Raw genomic sequence first — 17,940 nt, forward strand, 5'->3', positions numbered from 1 at the left:
TGTCGCCATATTAACCTCTTCAGGTACGGCAAAATTTGCGTATACCCTATCTCTATAACGGGAGAACCCGTCGCACCATCCCTAAACAAATTAGTTCCTTGCGCAGCTCCAAGTCTTTTTTCATTAAGATTTATACCGCTCATTCTCAGCAACCAGAGCTCTCTGTACGTAACCTTTCTTAACTACTCTTCTCTTCCATGCCACTTTATATATTAGTTTTTTCATATGATAATTTATAATGCTTTTATTGTCAAACTTTTCCGGATATATAAGCTATCTAAATAAATGCTTTATCGCTTCTAATTGAATTTTGTGGCTACACTCATCGCAACAATATGTTCCTTTCGGTTTCTCTTTAAATCGTTTATATTTTTCACTACCTTCGTAAACACGAAATACATTTTTGCAAGAAAAGCAAACAATTTCATAAAACATCATATGCATTTTCCTCTCCATGTTTATACATTTTTTTAATCACTTAAGAAAATCAGTTTTCTATAGTACAAATCTTAATATCCTCTGACTAAAGGTTTACCTCTATTCTTATCGAATTATATAAATATCTTATAAAGCGAGGTGAAAATCTTGATTAGTAATATAGAATTAGTTTTATATGCGAAAGCAAGTTTAGCTGAAAGACCATGTTAGAATGAAAATATTGGAGCTGAAACTATATGAACCGTATCGATTACATAAGAAACGAAGAAAAGAAATATCATGACCTTTGCTATGAAGAATATAAACTATTTGAAACCGGCTCTTGGCTTTACAAACCGGTTAAAACCGTTATGGACTTAATGGATTACTTTGAAGGACAAACTAACTTACAAGTACTTGACCTGGGCTCTGGCGTTGGAAGAAATAGTATTCCACTTGCACAAAAAATAAAAAATGGTAGCGGCACTGTTACTTGTGTGGACTTACTGGATTCCGCTTTAACAAAATTACAAACTTATAGCAAAGAACATGATGTATTTGAAGTTATAAAAACAGAACAAGCAGCTATTGAAAACTACTATATTGCCCCTAACACTTATGATTACATCATTGCAGTATCAAGTTTAGAGCATGTTCAATCAGAAGAAGATTTAAAAAACGTGCTCCATTCTATGAAAAAAGGTACAAAGATTGGTGGTATCAATTGTTTAATTATTAACTCGAACATACAAGAAATCGACTTACATACAAATGAAGAATTAGATGCTTTAGTTGAAATTAACCTTCCTACTGATAAAATGATATATCTATTAAAAAATATTTATGAAGACTGGAAGGAAATGAAAGTTGAAATAAAAGAATTAGCTTATGATATAGTCCGAAACGAAAGACACATTTTATTAAAAACAAATGCTATAACATTTGTTTTTAATAAATAAAACTATAAAAGGTAAGGTTTTTTCCTCCTATATTCATAGAAACACCCTTACCTTTCAATTATAAATCCTTGGAAAATTGCTTCGTTATTAGTTTTAACTTCATTTAAAACATTATTTTTATTAGAAATACTATTTAGCTATTAATTGAATTCATTCATTTTATTAATAATTGCTTGTCGAGCTTTTTCTTTATCATCAAAATGAATAGTTGAATCTTTTAAAATTTGATACGTTTCATGCCCCTTCCCTGCAATCAAAACAATATCATTAGTAGATGCCATGTGTATTGCATGATTTATAGCTAGTTCACGATCTACTTCTATTTTATAATTCAAATTATTATTCTGTGAAAATCCTTTTTCAATATCTTTAATTATTGCCTTCGGGTCTTCCGAACGTGGATTGTCAGAAGTAATAAAAACAAAATCACTATAACTTCCAGCAATTCCACCCATTATAGATCGTTTTTTCGCGTCTCTATCTCCACCGCAACCGAAAACAGTAATGATTTTACCTTTTGAAAACTCGCTAATTGTAGAGAGGACATTTTCTAACGCATCCGGTGTATGAGCGTAGTCCACTATTACAAGGAAATCTTGGTTTTCGTCTATAATTTCCATTCTACCTTCAATGCTCTTTAAGTTATATAAGCTGTCACTAATGTTTGTAAGCGGAATACCTTCAACCAATGCAGCTGTTATTGCTGCTAATGCATTATAGACATTAAAGCGGCCTACTAGATTTAGATTGATTTCTATTTCTCCATTAAAGGAAGAAACTAAAAACTGAATTCCTTTTGAACTTAAAGTTATGCTCTTCGCTTGAACATCTGCTCCATTATGTATCCCATATGTGATCACTTCAGCAGAAGTAACTTTTTTAAAGTATTCTACCGATGGATCATCTGCATTCAAAATAGCAATTTTTTGATCTATAGTAGAAAAATCATTTCCTAATCTTGAAAAAAGAAGACCTTTTACGTGCTTATATTCCTGAAATGTTCCGTGATAATCCAAATGATCTTGCGTTAAATTTGTGAAAACAGCAGTTTTAAAGTTACATCCTTTAACTCTCTCCATATGTAACCCTTGTGAAGTAACTTCCATAACACAATAATCTACATTTTGATTTTTCATCATTTGCAAATTCCGTTGAAGCGTTGGAGGTTCTTGTGTATTAATATCAGTAGGATACCATTTCGAACCAACTTTCACTCCGTTATTCCCCATAAGCCCTGTTTGAAATCCATAATCAGTTAAAATTTTTTCAAGTAAATAGGAAGTGGTTGTTTTACCATTTGTTCCTGTAATTCCAATTAGCTTCATTTTATTAGACGGGTAACCATAGAAATGTGACGCAATAACTGCCATAGCGTATCGTGCATCATTAACAATTATTTTAGGTATTTCAATATTTACATCTCTTTCTACAATTAACGCCACAGCGCCATTTTTTACTGCATTTTCAACAAATTGATGTCGATCTTCAAGAAAACCATCGATACCTGATACACATATAAATAAATTTCCACTAGTTATTTTTCTAGAATCCATTTCTAATCCCGTAATTTCTACATTCATATCTCCAATGGTTTCTTTAATCAAAAACAAATCCGCCAGCTCTTTTAGTTTCAAATCCCTCGCCCCCTTACAAATTCCCCCTACTTATTTTACCACTTTATATAAAATAATGGTTTAAAATTCCATATTAGTCGGACGAAATTTAATCATCTTCAATAAACAAAAAATAAAAGAGCACTTGTTTCCGCAAGTGCTCTTTTTGGGGATTTTGAGATACCCTATTAACGAAAGTTAAGGTTACTTAAAGTTAATAGGTATTTCTATTATATGCTTGTCCTTTTTATTTGTGCATAATCAATATATAAGAATTTATATTAACACTAAATAATTTCCTTAATTACTATTTTAGAATAAAGGTTATTCAACTCATTGCAAATAGCCTAAAAAAGATAAGCCAAAACTATTATTAAAATATAAATTTAATATCATACATTACTTGTTCAGCTACAGTATCAGCTAATTGATTAACAAATTGATAAAACAAATACTAAATTTATTTTAAACCTAAAATCGGTAATACTGTGTAATTAATCCTATATCCTTCAAACCCTGATGGCTTCACATCGTATTCCCACTTATGGAAGCATTCTGTTAACATGTATCCTACTTTTCCTTTATTCTCGTCTGTATTATGATTAATATAGCCGCATTGTTGGTGCGAGGTAATGAGATCCCCAGAAATTTTCTCCACATTCTTAAAACGGCTAAGATCAGGCGTCACATCTATCCAACTTTGATTTGTTACTTTATCATAACGAGCTTTTAAACGATAAATAATCCAACCATTTGGTTGTTTGAGTACACTATTCTCTAAAGAGGCCTTACCTGAATAGTAAGTAACTACATCAATCTCAACTTCTTCTTTGTTTTTCATATCTTCCATGAATTGTACAACTTCACTATAATCTGTTTCTTTTAGTTCTTCCTCAAAAACACCAAGTGATACTAAAATTAGTATGAATGCTGTAATTGAAAATAAGGTAATGATTATCTGTTTTCTTGTCATGTAGTTCCCCCTAATTATATTAAACACTACACATGATATGGCTTTGAATATATTCACTCTAGTGGTCTAACGTTTTTCCTCCATTTTAAATTTCACCATAATTAACCACATTATTGTTTCTAGAAATACAAAATGAAAATCATATTTTCAACATGGTTAAACTTCATTTTAAGCAGACAACAGATAAGGTATACCTCGCCCATTACGATATGACCACCTACTAATCTTTTTCTTTTGTACAAGCAATCAATAGTCGAAATTTTCACAAAACATTTTGACGTATTACTTATTCCAATATAAAATTATATGCAAACAATCAAAATTAACCTAAAATATATAAAGGGTATACCATACTAACAGTTAAATGCTTAGATTTGTCCTTTTCCATAATTAACAAGGATAGAGTAACATGAAAATAGAGAACGAGTACCGTTACTAATCACATGCAGGTTCTTTGAAAATTACATTTTCATACTATAAACATAAATAAAAGGGGTACATACGAAATGAACGGTTTAATGGAAAATAATTTAAGAACTTTGTTCCTTCTCTTTGTTAGTATAATTGTACTAGTATTTCAAACTATTATTTTTGTAAGAATAGTAAGAAACTGGTTCAAAACCAAAAATATAGATAAATTAAAAGAAGATAAACAGTATATTAAAAAGCTAACTATAGTATACATAGCAATTATGGTAATAGGCGCTATTACAAACTTACCTTTATTCGGATTTATATTGTTAGGTTTTATGTCTAATACTATTATATTAATGTCTTTAAAGATAGAATTGTCTAATACAAAATCAAGTCAGTTGAAAACTGTGAAGAACTCAAAGCTCATGTTATGGTTTGTAATGAACACTATACACTTAGTGCTTTTCTTTGTTGAGGGGATAAAACTCATTAAACGTATATAAGGCGATACTTTGGGATAACGATACGAGTTCTTACGCATCACTTAATTACATTGACAAATTTATAGAAGGGACTGTATCTTTTAAAAGAAACGGTCCCTTCTATAAATATATATGTATTAAAATTTATATTTTTTTACGGTACAAGGAATAGTTACAATGTACAAATCTATAGCATAGATTGTAACCCAAATACCTTTACCTTCAGCTTCTAACTTTTTATCTAATTGAGACAAATGCTCTGAAACTTTTCTTTTCCCCCCATCTTCTAGGAAGCCATTGAAAAACCTTAGGAACATTATATTTCTTATTATACCAAGTATTCAATCTCCAGAAAATGAAAAAAAACAATACAATAATTATGGTACGAAAAATATCAAAATATGAAATTCCTAAAATCATATTTTATTTTCTCCATTTCTTCTTTTTCTGACATTAAAACTCCACAAAAAATATCAAACACATTTTGTTTCTCATTTTATCACTGTATTTCCCCATATTTTAAGCGCTATCTAATCTTGTTTCTCTAGACCTATCGCTATTAAGACTTCTAATTCATTCATAATTTCTTGTGTGTTTTATTATTTATACATAATATACAATTAATATATACTAATTTTTTACAGGCCTTTTCTACATTTTATCATTAAGAAATTAATTGAAGGTTTATTTTCTACATTCTTATTTGGTTCATCAATTTCCGAAACTTGTACTAGTCCATATTTATTAAAATCTTGTTTTATAGATTCAGAATCATAGAAGTACATTTTTATACCTTCCATTATCTCATAATAATCTTTATCCAACTGTCTTCCTTTTCCATACATTGGAGCTTTTTTAGATACAGTTGTAAAAACCATATATCCATCAGGTTTTAACTGATTATAACAATCTTTAATAAATTTCTCTCTTTCCTGCTCATTCAACAAATGAAGAAGTGCATGACTAAATATCCCATCATACAGTTTATTATCAAAAGGCATTTCGCTTACTGAACCGTGATACATACTAACATCTTCTAGTCCATTTTCTCTTGCTAAATCGATCGCCGTTTTCGAAATTTCAATACCTGTTACATTTATACTATTTTCGATAAATACCTTTGCGTTTCTCCCATAGCCAATACCCGGAACTAATATGTCTTTAACGCTCTTTTCCACAAAAAAATCTTTTGTCAAAAGTGCAGATTCTGTAGGTTCAAATCCCCACATCGTTTGTTTCTCAATAAAGCTTGATTCCCAAAATTCCATTATATTTCTATCTCCTTATTTTTATCTCATGTTTAATATCACATGAAAGACCTATTCATTGTAACGCTGCTTTTTTCACCACAGTCACTATAGGTCCATTGAATATAGCATATTAATAAGCCTATATCTAATTTAAAGATTGGTGTAAAATCCACTCTTTTTTATTAACCATTATGCTTTTCTAGAAAAACAAAAAAGCCAATACTTCCCTTGTGGTATTAGCTTTTCTCAAGAGAAATTACCTTTTTGTATTGTACTGATCTAATATTTTTTCTAACATTTCTAAAGTTATCGGTTGAGCTTTCTCTATTAATTGATAACCAATACGCCCATTCGGCTCAGCTGTAACTTGCTGCAAACTCTTTAAATCATGTATTCCTTTTTCTCTTAATTGCATATAAAGTTGTTGTTCAGACATTTTTGCCTTCATCAAGTTCGCTTTAATAATCTCTCCGTTTTCAACAATTACAAAGCTACTGCCATTTAGAAATTGTTCCGCCTTCCTTGATTTCAGTTCAAAGAAATGAATGATAAGAAGTACGCTTGCAAATATTACAGCTGCAAATATAGATGGGACTACTTTCCTACTTAATACAGGCTCTACAATAATACGCGCAATTGATACTACTATAATGATTTCAGCTCTTGTCATTTGGCTAACGGATTTACTGCCTGTCATTTTTAATGCAAGAATCCCAGTGAGAATTAAAATAATGCTTTCAACAATAATATGCATAATTGCCCAATCCTTTAATGGTAAATGTTATTAGCATTCCCATTTCATATAGCATTCTAAATGAACTTTAATTAAACTTTTTTGTGAAAATTAAAACTTACATATATAGAAAATGGATCTATTTAGCCCAACCTTTTTTCAATAAGGATTTGATGATCCATCTTCTAATGTCAAAAAAAACAAAAGCACCCAAATGGATGCGTATAGATTAAACTTATTCATTATTACTTTCTCCACTTTTATCATCAACTGATTTCGAGTCTAACATGCTACCTATATCAGGCGGTAAAGCTAACTCTATACCAGCTACTGGTTGATTATCTTCATTAAACCATTGTTTCTTAAATTTAATCAATTCTTCATTTTTCTTATTTTCATCCATATTACCCCGCCTTTTATGTACATGATATTAAATACCTTACTTAATATGTACATTGAGAAAGATAATATACTATTTGTACATAATGAAAAAGCAAAACCCCTTCCCTGTTTACACAACCCGTTGTACCTATTAAAAATCCCCGTACATTCTACTCCTCGTTTTGTTATCATATTAGTGACGAAATATAAGTGAGCTACGTGATAAGTACATGGTCATTTTATTTATATGAGACAAATACTTTTAAAGGAGTAATTATTCCTTCACTTAATTCCTCAAAACATTTTTTAAGTGCAGTATAATGAATTTCATGTTGAAAAATCTCTTCTATCCATGGCGTCTGTTCTATTTGACTAAAAAACCAATCTGCATGTTTTTGGTAATCATATCCATCACTTGAACCAATGATTTGCAATTCTTTTCGATAAAAGTCAGCGGTTAATGTTAGGTCTTCTATATTACCATCAGAAAGAATACATATCGCCCCATTACTATTAATAGCCTTTTGCAATGTGTGAAACCCTCTATTTGTAGCAGAACATTCTAAACCGTAATTATACGTATTTATAACTTTCTCTTCCAAATCAAAGAGATTTTTCGCACCAAACTTCTTTGCAAATTCTCTTCTATTTTTATTAGGTTCAACAACATCCACTTGCTCTACACCTACATAGTATTTTAAAAAATAACACGTGAGTAAACCAATCACTCCCATTCCAGTTATAAGTACCTTTGCATCCTTTTGCGGATTTAGTTTCAATACACCTTTAGCAGCATCACACGAAAGAATAGATAATAAAGCAACTTTAGATTTTATATAACTAGGCACTCGAATTACTTTATCTCCCTTAACTATTCCTACCGTTTCATGTCCATAAAAAGAGACTACTTTATCACCTACGTTTAAATTTGTTACCTTATTACCAACTTGAATAACTTCACCATAACTTTCATATCCAATTTTTCTTGGATAAATAGGATTTGTATCTGAACCATCCGATTCTTTATACTGTGGTAACTCTGCTCCAATACTTATTGCACCTGCAATTGTTTTAACGATAATTTCCTCATCCTGCATGGACTTAATTTTACATGTTTCCCACTTAAGACGTTTTGGTCCTTCTAAAACTAATTTATTTTGTTCCATCTATGACCTCACATTTTATAAAAATATATTCTCACTAGATTTTAAACAATGTATAATAGATTCATCTAAAATTCAAGCTATAACGTTGGCTAGCATCTAACAGTAATAACATGATAATTGAATTTGATGGATACAGAATGAATGAGTATGTTATTGGCCGTAACTATTCTCTAAACGAATTAAGAACAATTTATTTACATGTAAAAAATGAAGAGATATCTAATGAAGATCTTCTAAGCTTATTTTGTGTATAGTACCATTATGAAAAAATTCCAAAATTACTACAAGAAGTCATCACGAGCGATGTTGTCATTGATTTATATACGGACTATATTTATATCCCTAATAGATAACAGGAAGCTAGATGAAATGAATAGAAATTAGGATTCAGCTAAGTGTTTAATAAAATAAGTGACTGCCCAAATTAATGTCGCAAATTGAGTGACAAAATACATTGTCCATTCAAAACCATTTAATTTTCTCTCTCGTCTTACCTTTTTTAAGTATCTGTAAAATATAAATGTACTAAAGAACATAAGTAACAACGATAATTGTTGTAAATCATCGACTATACGTACCCCCATAGACTCGATTACCCTCCTATTCAAAGTAAATGCTATACTTTAAGGATATCATTTATTGGTAGTTTATTTCCATTTAAAACAATTATGTCCTAAACAAAAAGAGCACTCAATAATTGAGTGCTCTAAAAAGTATTAACGTAACACTTTTCTTCTACTTTTTATAACTCAGTTCTATCACTTCCGGTATATGATTGTTATCATATTTCCTTTTATAGAGGTAACATCAGGAAAATACGAATATACAACGTTAAGGAATTTTCATTACTTTATAACCATTTTTAAGTTATATTCAATAACCATGCTTTGACATTGTCTAGAGCATGGTTATTTTTTAAATAAATATAAATCTGCTAAGTTGATTTTTCAGCTCAGCTATTTAATGAATTCATTAACTCGAAGAAGTATTCAGGTTTATGAGTCTTATTTAGGTTATACCATGCATGTAATGTATCTGGTGCAAATACATCTAATTTTTTCAGTACTTCCATCGCAAATTCAAGAGGAGCTATTCCTGATGCAGTAACTAAATTCGCATCAGATACCGCAGATCCCAACTCGTAGAACTTTTCTCCTTTATAGTTAGGACATACCATTTTAGTGTATTCTAAATTATTACTTGTATGCTTTCTAGTATCTAAGTATCCCATATTTGCAAGGGCCTCAGTTGCACCACAAATTGCAGCGACAATAGTACCAAACTTTAAAGCTTGGCCAACTCTTTCCAAGATAGGTTGATGAATCTCTTCACTCCAAGTAGTCCCTCCTGGTAAAATTAAAAGATCTTTACTCTCAAAAGTACATTCATCAAGGGAAATATCTGGTTTTATGCTCAATCCCCCCATAGTAGTAATCATTTCTTTATTAGCTCCTACTGTAATTACTTTTAAAGGTACTAAATCTTTTTTAAAATATCTTCCTGAATTTAGTTCGGTAATTAAATATCCATATTCCCAGTCCGACATTGTATTAAATACATATAGAAAAACTTTTTTTGTTTGCATCCCATATCACTCCAATCACAATTGATATGGATATTATAATATAACTTCCCTGACAGTTAACGTCAGGGAAGTTATCATACTTCATGAAATTTTATTAATTCCGACAGAACTTCAATAAGTCTTTTCTTAAGACTTATTGGCTCAATAACTTTAATAGATTTATTATACGGTAAAAGTAAATAAGGTACATATGTATGTATCATATCTTTTTCAAGAAGAAAAACTGCTTTATTTGAAGTCCGCACTTGTAAATAATGTCCTAAAAACCAATGTTGGCAAATATCAGCCAATACACTTTTATCCCCACTAATAACCAAAGAAATAATCCCTTCCTTTTCTTCTATAGTTGGAAGAAGGTTTTTTATAAAAAAGTCACGTGCTGAAAAATTTTCTGGCCGGTTAAACTTATTTTCGGTTAGTATTAAATTTTCAATTCGATCTACTCTAAAACTACGGATATCATTCCTAAGATGACAAAATCCAATTACATACCACTTATTATTCCAATAGATAATTCTGTACGGATCGACCAATCTATAATTTAATTGCTTTTTCCCACTTTTATAATAAAGAATTTTTACTGAATACCCATCAGTTACGGCCTGCTCCAACTCCTTCAAAAAATGTTCCATAGAGGATGAACTAAATCGACTTATTACTTCTAGACTACTTAAATGTCGGTTTATCTTTGCTTCCTGCTCTTGATTTGAGTATTTACTTAGTTTTGAAATGGCCCTATTTAATGCTTCACCTCCATAATATCCGGCTTCTTCTGCAAAAACAGCAGCGTGAAATAGTGAAGTTTGCTCCTCAAAATCAAAGAAAAGAGGAGCCTCAATAAAATTGTTCAATAAAGTGTATCCACCGTTATGTCCTGGTTCTGAAATTATAGGTACACCACTTGTTGAAATTGTATCAATATAGCGATACACAGTCCTTATATTCATCTCTAACTTTTCTGAAATTTGTTTTGCAGTAATTTTTTTACCTGAGCGAAGCATCCATAGAATCGCTAACATATTATCAATTTTAGGCATGTAATTCCACCTCTCTATGGAATTTATCCCTTATTATATATTTCTGATTTTTAGTATAACTCATCAACTGTTCCTTTCCGATAGCTTTCTACATAATGAGGCCCTAGACACATTTGTAATTTCACAAATGTGATTTACATTCATATCTACCTCTTCATAAAGCTTTACTGCATAATTCATTCCTGCATGATTTTTATGATATTTCTTTAACCAACCTTTAAATTTTCCTTCTTTCTTATTCAGTTCAATCCCTTTATGTTTCCGCCTACGGATCAGATCACGTTCTAATTGCTTTACACCCGCTATAACCCCGTAATTAAGAATTGGCTGTAGGGATTATCTTCTGATAAATCTACCCATGTATCTTTTAAGGATTATAATTATCATCTTTATTATAATATGCAGTTTCAACAATATCCTCAATTATTATAGCGATACACACAAACAAGAGAATTATTTTGCGACTCACAACAAACTTCCTAATTCATTTTTTTCTTTTTTAAATTGAAAGGTTATACGTTCCACTTGTTTGATTTCCTCCATTACTTTACGAATTCCTTCTTCAATCCTATCTTCCTTCACATTCGATACGTTTAACTTTAATAGTCTTTCTTTCGGAAAACCTCTCACATAATTTTTATCAATCGTATCAATGCTTATTTGCATTTCACCTAGTCTTTGTAAAAGTATTTCTGAAATACTAGTTTTATGTAATTCTAAACAAGTGTGGATTCCAATTGTGTTTTGCTTTGTATATGTAAAAAGCTGATTTTCATTATGCATTCTTTCTAATGTTTCTGCTAGTTTTTTAGATCTATCGTGATAGGACGATTTAATTTTATTTTTATGACGTTCAAACATGCCACTCTTTATATAAATTTCTAAAGCAGCTTGAGATATCATTGGGCTATCAATATCTAAAATCTTTTTATATGTATGGAAAGCATCCGCAATAACCGGTGGAATTACTGCTACACCAACTCGTAAACCTGGAAAAATAATCTTCGAATAACTTTTTAAATATATTACATGATTACCATGATCCAAGCTATATAACGGATCTGCTTTTGAATCCGTTTCTAAATCTGCTAAATAATCATCTTCCACTATAAATACATTATATTTTTTAGCCAGTAGCACGATTTTTTCTTTCTCCTCTTTAGAATAAGACGTTCCAAGTGGATGATGATATCTTGGTATTGTATAAAAAAATTTTATTTTACCTGTTCGAAAAATACGTTCCAATTCATTTAAGTCAATACCTTTATTCGTACGTTTAATACCGGTCACAGGAATTTTGTTTATTTCTAGATATTCAATATATAGATGATATGTTGGTTGTTCAATTAATATCGTTTCATTTTCATTTGGAAATGGTATAGAAGTTAGTATCGCTAGCGCTTGCTGTACACCTGACGTAATAAAAATATTTTCTTCTTTAGTGAAGACTTGATAGTTTGCTAATTGTTTTTGAATGACCGGAATTAAAGACGGTAAACCTTTCGGCGTTCCGTATACGAACAAGTCATTTTTATACGTATCAATGGCCTTATTAATACAATGCTGAAAATCTAAATATGGGAAAACATCTGGATCTGGTGCTGAGGAAGCAAAATCAATTATCTCGTTATTTTCTATAACCGCCCCTGATTTTCGAACAACGTAGTATCCACTTTGAGGGACGGAATAAATAATATGACGCTTTTCTAATTCATGTAGCGCTCGTATAACTGTTGCCTTATTACACTCATATTGCGTAACTAGTGTCCGAATAGACGGTAGTTTCTTTCCTTCTTTTATCTCCCCATTTTGAATCATACTTTCTAAGTCGTTGAAAACATGTAAATACTTATACATCATTACCACCTCAACATTTAATTTGTACCGGTACAGTTTGTGATTATTCACATTGTAGCACTAGATCATAAAGATTACTATGTACGTATACTGGCCAGTAAGAAATCAATTACTATGAGGTGAAATTATGAAACTTACAACAAAGGCATATTTATCAGCTTTACTCTATTCATTTATTATTGGATTCTCCTTTATGTTTGTGAAATTAGCATTAACCGTTACGAGCCCCCTTGATACACTTGCTCATCGTTTTACAGTTGCTTTCGTAGCTGCAAGCATTCCCATTGTTTTCGGTTTCGTAAAGTTAAATATGTCATTCAAAAATATACTTGCCCTATTACCACTTGCAATATTTTATCCAGCACTATTTTTTGCTTTCCAAGCATTTGGCTTAGTGTATACAAGTTCATCCGAAGCCGGAATTATACAAGCGGCGATTCCTATATTTACGATGATGTTAGCTTCCTATTTTTTAAAAGAATATACAAATACATGGCAAAAAATATCTGTACTCATTTCTGTCATCGGTGTCATTTATATATTTATCATGAATGGTATAGGGACTCATGAAACTAGTTTCATAGGTATTATTCTTATTTTGCTATCGGCATTATCATCTGCTTTCTATAATGTGTTAGCTAGAAAAATGACGAAGAAATTCAAACTAATGGATTTAACTTACACAATGACAGTAATCGGCTTTATTAGCTTTAATTCAATCGCGATCGCCAGCCATATAAATAAAGGTACAATAATGGTATACTTTAAACCGTTTACGAATGGAACATTTCTTATCTCCATTTTATATTTAGGGTTACTATCTTCCTTGCTAACGGCATTGCTATTAAACTATTCCTTATCTTATATTGAAGCAGCTAAAATAAGTGTTTTTAGTAATTTATCTACACTTATTACAATTATCGCTGGCGTTATTTTTTTACACGAGCAAATTTCTTATTTTCATATCATTGGTACAATAATGATTATTCTTGGTATAATAGGCACAAATTTTTGGGGTAAAAAAGGAATTGCAATGCAAAAGAAGAATATCTCCATGAATAAATAAAAAGTGAGGGATATTTCATGCAACACTTAAATACGATTGATATTAGTAACGTTCTAGAATTAGAAAATACTCTTTCTACTTTAGAAAATGAAGTGATTTCTTCAAAACTAGAACTTGAAAACTGGTTAAAAAAACAATCTACATTCATTTGGGAAATTGAAGAACAATTAAGATCGCACTATATCGCCTTTCAATGTAATACAGATAATAAAAAAATAAAAGATACTTTTGAACATGATCAACAATTTGTAAGGCCTCTTTTAAAACGTTATCAAAATTCATTTGATAATAAATATTTAGAGTCTCCTTTTCGAATGGAACTTGATCCAAAAACGTATAGCTTACTAGATAAAAAAATTAAGAATGCGCAAACATTATTTTATGAAAAAAACATTGATTTAGAGATAACTGAAGACAAACTAGTAACAGAGTACTTCGAAATTACAGGTGGTTTAACTGCACTATGGAACGGTGAAGAGAAAACAATTACTGAACTACAGTCTTACTTACAAGATCCGGATCGTCATATACGAAAAAAAGCAAAAACACTCATTTCCGAAAAGTTTTTATCTGTTGAAAATAAGTTACAACATATATTAAATGAATTAATTGCAATCCGTCACCAAAAGGCGAAAAACATTCAATTAGATAATTATCGTGATTATATGTTTAAAAAACATGAACGTTTTGATTATACGCCTGATGACTGCTATGAGCTTGCTGAATCTATTCGTAAATACGTAGTACCACTTATCGATAAAATATTTAGTGAGAAAAAATCTGAACTTCAAGTAGATTGTCTTCGTCCATGGGACCTAAAAGCAACCGCACCAAATCAAAAAGCATTAAAACCTATCGAAGACGCAAGTGAATTAATCGAAAAAAGTTCTCGTATTTTACACAAACTAGATCCTGAATTTTCTAAATTGCTGGACCGTATGCATAAAAATAATTGCTTAGATTTAGAAAGTCGTAAAGGAAAAGGACCAGGAGGATTTTGCGAATATTTACCTGCTTCTCAATTATCTTTCATTTTCATGAATCTTAATCATACACATTATGATGTTACTACTTTCCTCCATGAAATGGGCCATAGTATTCATAATGAATGTATGAAGCAGTTAGAACTTCAAAAATATGTAGAGATCCCTTCAGAATCAGCTGAACTCGCTAGCATGACGATGGAATTATTTTCGATGGAGTATTGGGATACATTTTATGAAAATAGCGAAGAGTTTATAAAAGCAAAATTAGATTTCTTTAAAGATATTGTTAAGTATTTACCACAAATGCTTATCGTTGATCAATTTCAACATTGGATGTATGAGAATCCTAACCATACCGCTAAAGAAAGAAATGAAAAGTATTTAGAATTACATAACACTTACCAATCAAACGTCGTAAATATTGAAGGGTATGAAAATTGGATCGCAACTGGCTGGTTACCTGTACTACACATATTCGAAATACCATTCTATTACATCGAATATGCTATCGCACAACTTGGTGCGTTACAAATGTATAAACAATATAAAGAAAATCCTAAACAATCAATAGAAAACTATAAAAAGGCTTTATCATTAGGTAGCTCTAGATCTTTAACGGAAGTATATGAAGCGGCTGGAATTCGTTTTGATTTTTCTGGAGAAACGATTAAAGAACTAATGTTATTTGTAGAGAGTGAATTAGCGTTACTTGAACAATTGTAAGAAGAAAGCTGTTCCTATATTTTAGGTTCAGCTTTCTTCTTTATATTATTTATTAGATTTATGTACTGAGTATCACCATATCCGATTGTTGGAAAAAGTTGAAACAACTTTATTAATAATTCTTGATTTGATAAACCTTGATTTTTAAAGATGAATTTCATTACGATATTATCTTCTTTTAGCATTTCTAAATATAAGTCTATAGCCTGATACATTACAGGTGGTACCTTATGAGAAGTCTTTTTATGGTTTACTAATACTTCATTGTATATAGAAGAATAATTCCCCAATTCAAGTTCAATTTGATTTACTTTAAATTCATCCTCTCTGAAACTATTTAAGTATACTTTCCCTTCATAACAAGACTGTTCAAGATATGAAAGAATAGTAAGTAGATTTATTTGGCAAAACATATCTTCACCAAACCATAAAACAATGCATTTATACTTTTTCGTAAAAAGGTTTTCTAACGGGTCTATAACCTTTTTTGTATAACTTTCTACTGAACTGTTATGTCCGTCTGCTCTTGTTTTAATAAACTCTTCATTAAAAACTTGTGTAGTAGCCTGGTTCACACACATTGCCTCATTAAATGGTGCGTATTCAGAATCACCCATTAGCTTTTCATTTTTAAAGTCTTCATACATCATTTGACCATTTAATATGTTTAGTACATCTTTATCAAACAGCTCTCTTTTCGCATTTCGTAACTGCTCAACCTCTAATTTTCTAGAAACATTCATTTTAAACTCCCCTTCTATTTTTAGTTTAATAAATGACTGAACAGGCATTTTGTTAAGTTGGAATTCTCTTGGATTCATTCCAAAAACATTCTTAAAAGCTCTACTATAAGCCTCTTGCGAAGAATAATCGTAATCCAATGCAATATGTATTATCTTTCTATTATTCGTCAAATCCTCCGTAGATAAATACAATCTTCTCAAAAGAATATAGCGTCTAATACTAATGCCTGTTACTTGGTGAAATCTAAAAGAACAGTAATACGGAGAATAACCCATATAACGAGATAATTCATTTAATGAAAATTCTTCTTTTAAATTGCTCTCAATCCAATCAATCATCTTCTGTATATGTTCATTCATTTTCTTCACTCCTTATTTATAAGTATAAAAGAGGTTCGTTTCTTTCTTTTGATATTTCTTGTGTTTTATAAAATGAGCCATTCATTACATCATGCTTCATTTTAAAGGATATCAAAAATAAAACACGAATGTTGTAAATGAAGAATCTTTTCATTCTCAAGTGAAAAATTAAAGTTTGGAAAGGACGTTACAATGAACAAGCTAGAAAAAGAACTACTCAAATTAATAAATGAACGCTATCCATTAAATTTTATTAACATTAAATCTATAACGAATGAAATGTATCAATGTCACGCACAACAAGGTACTTACTTCATTAGAATTACAAACTACAAAACATATGAAGAACAGTTAGAAGAAGTTACATATACGAACTTTTTATATGAAAATGGTTTAGCAGTTCCTCCAATAATACATTCTCTTAATGGGAATTTAATAGAAAAGTTAACATTAGACAAGGAGATTTTTGCTGTATTATATAAAGCTGCTCCAGGTATACATTTACCAAGGTGCGAATGGAATTCTAATATATTTAGAAATCTTGGTAAACAAATTGGAAAATTACATCGTATTTCTAAAAGCTTTGAAAAGACTAAACCGGTTAAACATATAAACGATTGGTATGAAAATGAAGAATATAATTTTCTTAAGTATATCCCTAAAGACGAAACTACTATAAGAGAAATTGCCTCTGACGTTTTAACTTCTATAAAGGGGTTAGAAAAATCCACTTCGAATTACGGCTTAATTCACGGTGATTTATGGTTAGAAAACATTTTAGTTGAAAACAATTCAAATATAACAATGATTGATTTTCAAGACTGTGAAAAACATTTTTACCTATTTGATTTAGCAGTTCCTATTTATAGTGCGATTGAATATTCATTTGCTGGAAATGGGAATATCGTTGACTATGAGCATTCTATTACAAAAGCACTATTTGCAGGGTATCAAGAAGAAAATGAACTACCTAAAGAGATGATAGACAAGTTGCCTATGTTTATAAAATTAAAGGAGATTTTTGAATATAGCTTAATGCATATGTATTGGGATAAAGAAGAATTAACTGAGGAACAAGTACGGATAATGAATCTTTATAGGATGAAAATCGAAAATAATCGTTCTCTCATTAATATTTAGCAGAAGTGTTGTTCAACTACATGGTAATGATAGTTGAACAACATCCTATAATTAC

Annotated in this window: 17 protein-coding genes, 3 pseudogenes and 1 other annotated feature (1 of these 21 only partly in view); of the genes and pseudogenes, 6 read left to right on the plus strand and 14 right to left on the minus strand. The window is 30.5% G+C overall.

Annotation, left to right across the window (positions count from 1 at the left end; all coding sequences use genetic code 11):
• Window positions 1-207, minus strand: a binding site (T-box leader) (it extends 50 nt beyond the left edge of the window).
• Window positions 208-273: 66 nt separating this feature from the next.
• Window positions 274-444: a DUF2197 domain-containing protein gene (locus tag ACLBWW_RS19005; protein ID WP_000551050.1), complete on the minus strand. Its 171-nt coding sequence runs from the start codon at window positions 442-444 to the stop codon at window positions 274-276.
• Window positions 445-674: 230 nt separating this feature from the next.
• On the opposite strand from ACLBWW_RS19005, the gene ACLBWW_RS19010 reads away from it, so the two are divergent.
• Window positions 675-1,376 carry a class I SAM-dependent methyltransferase gene (locus ACLBWW_RS19010; protein ID WP_098630512.1) on the plus strand — a complete coding sequence of 234 codons (702 nt, stop codon included), beginning with the start codon at window positions 675-677 and terminating at the stop codon, window positions 1,374-1,376.
• 140 nt (window positions 1,377-1,516) lie between these two features.
• On the opposite strand, the gene ACLBWW_RS19015 is transcribed toward ACLBWW_RS19010, so the two are convergent.
• Together ACLBWW_RS19015 and ACLBWW_RS19020 are read right to left on the minus strand one after the other, a co-directional pair.
• Window positions 1,517-3,010 carry a UDP-N-acetylmuramoyl-L-alanyl-D-glutamate--2,6-diaminopimelate ligase gene (locus ACLBWW_RS19015; protein WP_098633813.1) on the minus strand — a complete coding sequence of 498 codons (1,494 nt, stop codon included), beginning with the start codon at window positions 3,008-3,010 and terminating at the stop codon, window positions 1,517-1,519.
• Window positions 3,011-3,449: 439 nt separating this feature from the next.
• A complete protein-coding gene (locus ACLBWW_RS19020; protein WP_000197227.1) occupies window positions 3,450-3,962 on the minus strand; it encodes a hypothetical protein in 513 nt (170 codons plus the stop codon).
• A 506-nt stretch (window positions 3,963-4,468) separates the two neighbouring features.
• On the opposite strand from ACLBWW_RS19020, the gene ACLBWW_RS19025 reads away from it, so the two are divergent.
• Window positions 4,469-4,879, plus strand: coding sequence for a hypothetical protein (locus ACLBWW_RS19025; RefSeq protein WP_001013790.1), 411 nt, complete (start codon window positions 4,469-4,471; stop codon window positions 4,877-4,879).
• Between the two features lie 116 nt (window positions 4,880-4,995).
• On the opposite strand, the pseudogene ACLBWW_RS19030 reads toward ACLBWW_RS19025, so the two are convergent.
• From ACLBWW_RS19030 to ACLBWW_RS19050, 5 genes and pseudogenes are all read right to left on the minus strand, one after another.
• Window positions 4,996-5,278: pseudogene (locus ACLBWW_RS19030) on the minus strand (hypothetical protein).
• A gap of 218 nt (window positions 5,279-5,496) precedes the next feature.
• Window positions 5,497-6,126, minus strand: a complete 630-nt coding sequence (locus ACLBWW_RS19035) for a class I SAM-dependent methyltransferase (RefSeq protein WP_098641855.1) — start codon at window positions 6,124-6,126, stop codon at window positions 5,497-5,499.
• 238 nt (window positions 6,127-6,364) lie between these two features.
• Complete coding sequence (locus ACLBWW_RS19040; RefSeq protein ID WP_048547056.1) at window positions 6,365-6,862, minus strand: DUF421 domain-containing protein; 498 nt, start codon at window positions 6,860-6,862, stop codon at window positions 6,365-6,367.
• Between the two features lie 214 nt (window positions 6,863-7,076).
• A complete protein-coding gene (locus ACLBWW_RS19045) occupies window positions 7,077-7,244 on the minus strand; it encodes a hypothetical protein (RefSeq protein WP_048547055.1) in 168 nt (55 codons plus the stop codon).
• A 217-nt stretch (window positions 7,245-7,461) separates the two neighbouring features.
• Window positions 7,462-8,388, minus strand: coding sequence for an alcohol dehydrogenase catalytic domain-containing protein (locus ACLBWW_RS19050; RefSeq protein WP_048547054.1), 927 nt, complete (start codon window positions 8,386-8,388; stop codon window positions 7,462-7,464).
• A 110-nt stretch (window positions 8,389-8,498) separates the two neighbouring features.
• On the opposite strand from ACLBWW_RS19050, the pseudogene ACLBWW_RS19055 reads away from it, so the two are divergent.
• Window positions 8,499-8,741, plus strand: a pseudogene (locus tag ACLBWW_RS19055) (hypothetical protein).
• A gap of 27 nt (window positions 8,742-8,768) precedes the next feature.
• On the opposite strand, the gene ACLBWW_RS19060 reads toward ACLBWW_RS19055, so the two are convergent.
• The 5 genes and pseudogenes from ACLBWW_RS19060 to ACLBWW_RS19080 form a co-directional block, all read right to left on the minus strand.
• Window positions 8,769-8,972: a hypothetical protein gene (locus ACLBWW_RS19060; RefSeq protein WP_048547052.1), complete on the minus strand. Its 204-nt coding sequence runs from the start codon at window positions 8,970-8,972 to the stop codon at window positions 8,769-8,771.
• A gap of 368 nt (window positions 8,973-9,340) precedes the next feature.
• Window positions 9,341-9,973, minus strand: a complete 633-nt coding sequence (locus ACLBWW_RS19065) for a type 1 glutamine amidotransferase family protein (RefSeq protein ID WP_048547050.1) — start codon at window positions 9,971-9,973, stop codon at window positions 9,341-9,343.
• Window positions 9,974-10,047: 74 nt separating this feature from the next.
• Complete coding sequence (locus ACLBWW_RS19070; protein ID WP_048547049.1) at window positions 10,048-11,010, minus strand: helix-turn-helix transcriptional regulator; 963 nt, start codon at window positions 11,008-11,010, stop codon at window positions 10,048-10,050.
• A gap of 63 nt (window positions 11,011-11,073) precedes the next feature.
• Window positions 11,074-11,384 (minus strand): annotated as a pseudogene (locus tag ACLBWW_RS19075) (helix-turn-helix domain-containing protein); the annotation flags it as partial.
• Between the two features lie 91 nt (window positions 11,385-11,475).
• A complete protein-coding gene (locus ACLBWW_RS19080) occupies window positions 11,476-12,867 on the minus strand; it encodes an aminotransferase-like domain-containing protein (protein ID WP_048547047.1) in 1,392 nt (463 codons plus the stop codon).
• A 127-nt stretch (window positions 12,868-12,994) separates the two neighbouring features.
• Between ACLBWW_RS19080 and ACLBWW_RS19085 the strand changes: the two genes are divergently transcribed.
• Both ACLBWW_RS19085 and ACLBWW_RS19090 read left to right on the plus strand, forming a co-directional pair.
• Window positions 12,995-13,933, plus strand: coding sequence for a DMT family transporter (locus ACLBWW_RS19085; RefSeq protein ID WP_048547045.1), 939 nt, complete (start codon window positions 12,995-12,997; stop codon window positions 13,931-13,933).
• A 17-nt stretch (window positions 13,934-13,950) separates the two neighbouring features.
• Window positions 13,951-15,642, plus strand: a complete 1,692-nt coding sequence (locus tag ACLBWW_RS19090; protein WP_447614166.1) for a M3 family oligoendopeptidase — start codon at window positions 13,951-13,953, stop codon at window positions 15,640-15,642.
• A gap of 14 nt (window positions 15,643-15,656) precedes the next feature.
• Here the strand turns inward: ACLBWW_RS19090 and ACLBWW_RS19095 are convergent, their stop codons facing one another.
• The gene (locus ACLBWW_RS19095; RefSeq protein ID WP_447614167.1) at window positions 15,657-16,745 is read right to left on the minus strand and encodes a helix-turn-helix domain-containing protein; all 1,089 of its coding nucleotides are present in this window, start codon (window positions 16,743-16,745) and stop codon (window positions 15,657-15,659) included.
• A gap of 192 nt (window positions 16,746-16,937) precedes the next feature.
• Here ACLBWW_RS19095 and ACLBWW_RS19100 point away from each other — a divergent pair, with 192 nt between their 5' ends.
• The gene (locus ACLBWW_RS19100) at window positions 16,938-17,885 is read left to right on the plus strand and encodes a phosphotransferase enzyme family protein (protein WP_098047568.1); all 948 of its coding nucleotides are present in this window, start codon (window positions 16,938-16,940) and stop codon (window positions 17,883-17,885) included.
• Window positions 17,886-17,940: the final 55 nt, after the last annotated feature.

Source organism: Bacillus sp. M5A3_1b, assembly GCF_053345335.1.

Excerpts from the sequence above, each read along its gene's own strand:
- ACLBWW_RS19100 (WP_098047568.1), top strand. The coding sequence starts at position 16,938 with ATGAACAAGCTAGAAAAAGAACTACTCAAATTAATAAATGAACGCTAT.
- ACLBWW_RS19095 (WP_447614167.1), bottom strand. The coding sequence starts at position 16,745 with ATGAATGAACATATACAGAAGATGATTGATTGGATTGAGAGCAATTTA.
- ACLBWW_RS19010 (WP_098630512.1), top strand. The coding sequence starts at position 675 with ATGAACCGTATCGATTACATAAGAAACGAAGAAAAGAAATATCATGAC.
- ACLBWW_RS19035 (WP_098641855.1), bottom strand. The coding sequence starts at position 6,126 with ATGGAATTTTGGGAATCAAGCTTTATTGAGAAACAAACGATGTGGGGA.
- ACLBWW_RS19020 (WP_000197227.1), bottom strand. The coding sequence starts at position 3,962 with ATGACAAGAAAACAGATAATCATTACCTTATTTTCAATTACAGCATTC.
- ACLBWW_RS19065 (WP_048547050.1), bottom strand. The coding sequence starts at position 9,973 with ATGCAAACAAAAAAAGTTTTTCTATATGTATTTAATACAATGTCGGAC.
- ACLBWW_RS19040 (WP_048547056.1), bottom strand. The coding sequence starts at position 6,862 with ATGCATATTATTGTTGAAAGCATTATTTTAATTCTCACTGGGATTCTT.
- ACLBWW_RS19085 (WP_048547045.1), top strand. The coding sequence starts at position 12,995 with ATGAAACTTACAACAAAGGCATATTTATCAGCTTTACTCTATTCATTT.
- ACLBWW_RS19045 (WP_048547055.1), bottom strand. The coding sequence starts at position 7,244 with ATGGATGAAAATAAGAAAAATGAAGAATTGATTAAATTTAAGAAACAA.
- ACLBWW_RS19005 (WP_000551050.1), bottom strand. The coding sequence starts at position 444 with ATGCATATGATGTTTTATGAAATTGTTTGCTTTTCTTGCAAAAATGTA.
- ACLBWW_RS19025 (WP_001013790.1), top strand. The coding sequence starts at position 4,469 with ATGAACGGTTTAATGGAAAATAATTTAAGAACTTTGTTCCTTCTCTTT.
- ACLBWW_RS19060 (WP_048547052.1), bottom strand. The coding sequence starts at position 8,972 with ATGGGGGTACGTATAGTCGATGATTTACAACAATTATCGTTGTTACTT.
- ACLBWW_RS19090 (WP_447614166.1), top strand. The coding sequence starts at position 13,951 with ATGCAACACTTAAATACGATTGATATTAGTAACGTTCTAGAATTAGAA.
- ACLBWW_RS19080 (WP_048547047.1), bottom strand. The coding sequence starts at position 12,867 with ATGTATAAGTATTTACATGTTTTCAACGACTTAGAAAGTATGATTCAA.
- ACLBWW_RS19050 (WP_048547054.1), bottom strand. The coding sequence starts at position 8,388 with ATGGAACAAAATAAATTAGTTTTAGAAGGACCAAAACGTCTTAAGTGG.
- ACLBWW_RS19070 (WP_048547049.1), bottom strand. The coding sequence starts at position 11,010 with ATGCCTAAAATTGATAATATGTTAGCGATTCTATGGATGCTTCGCTCA.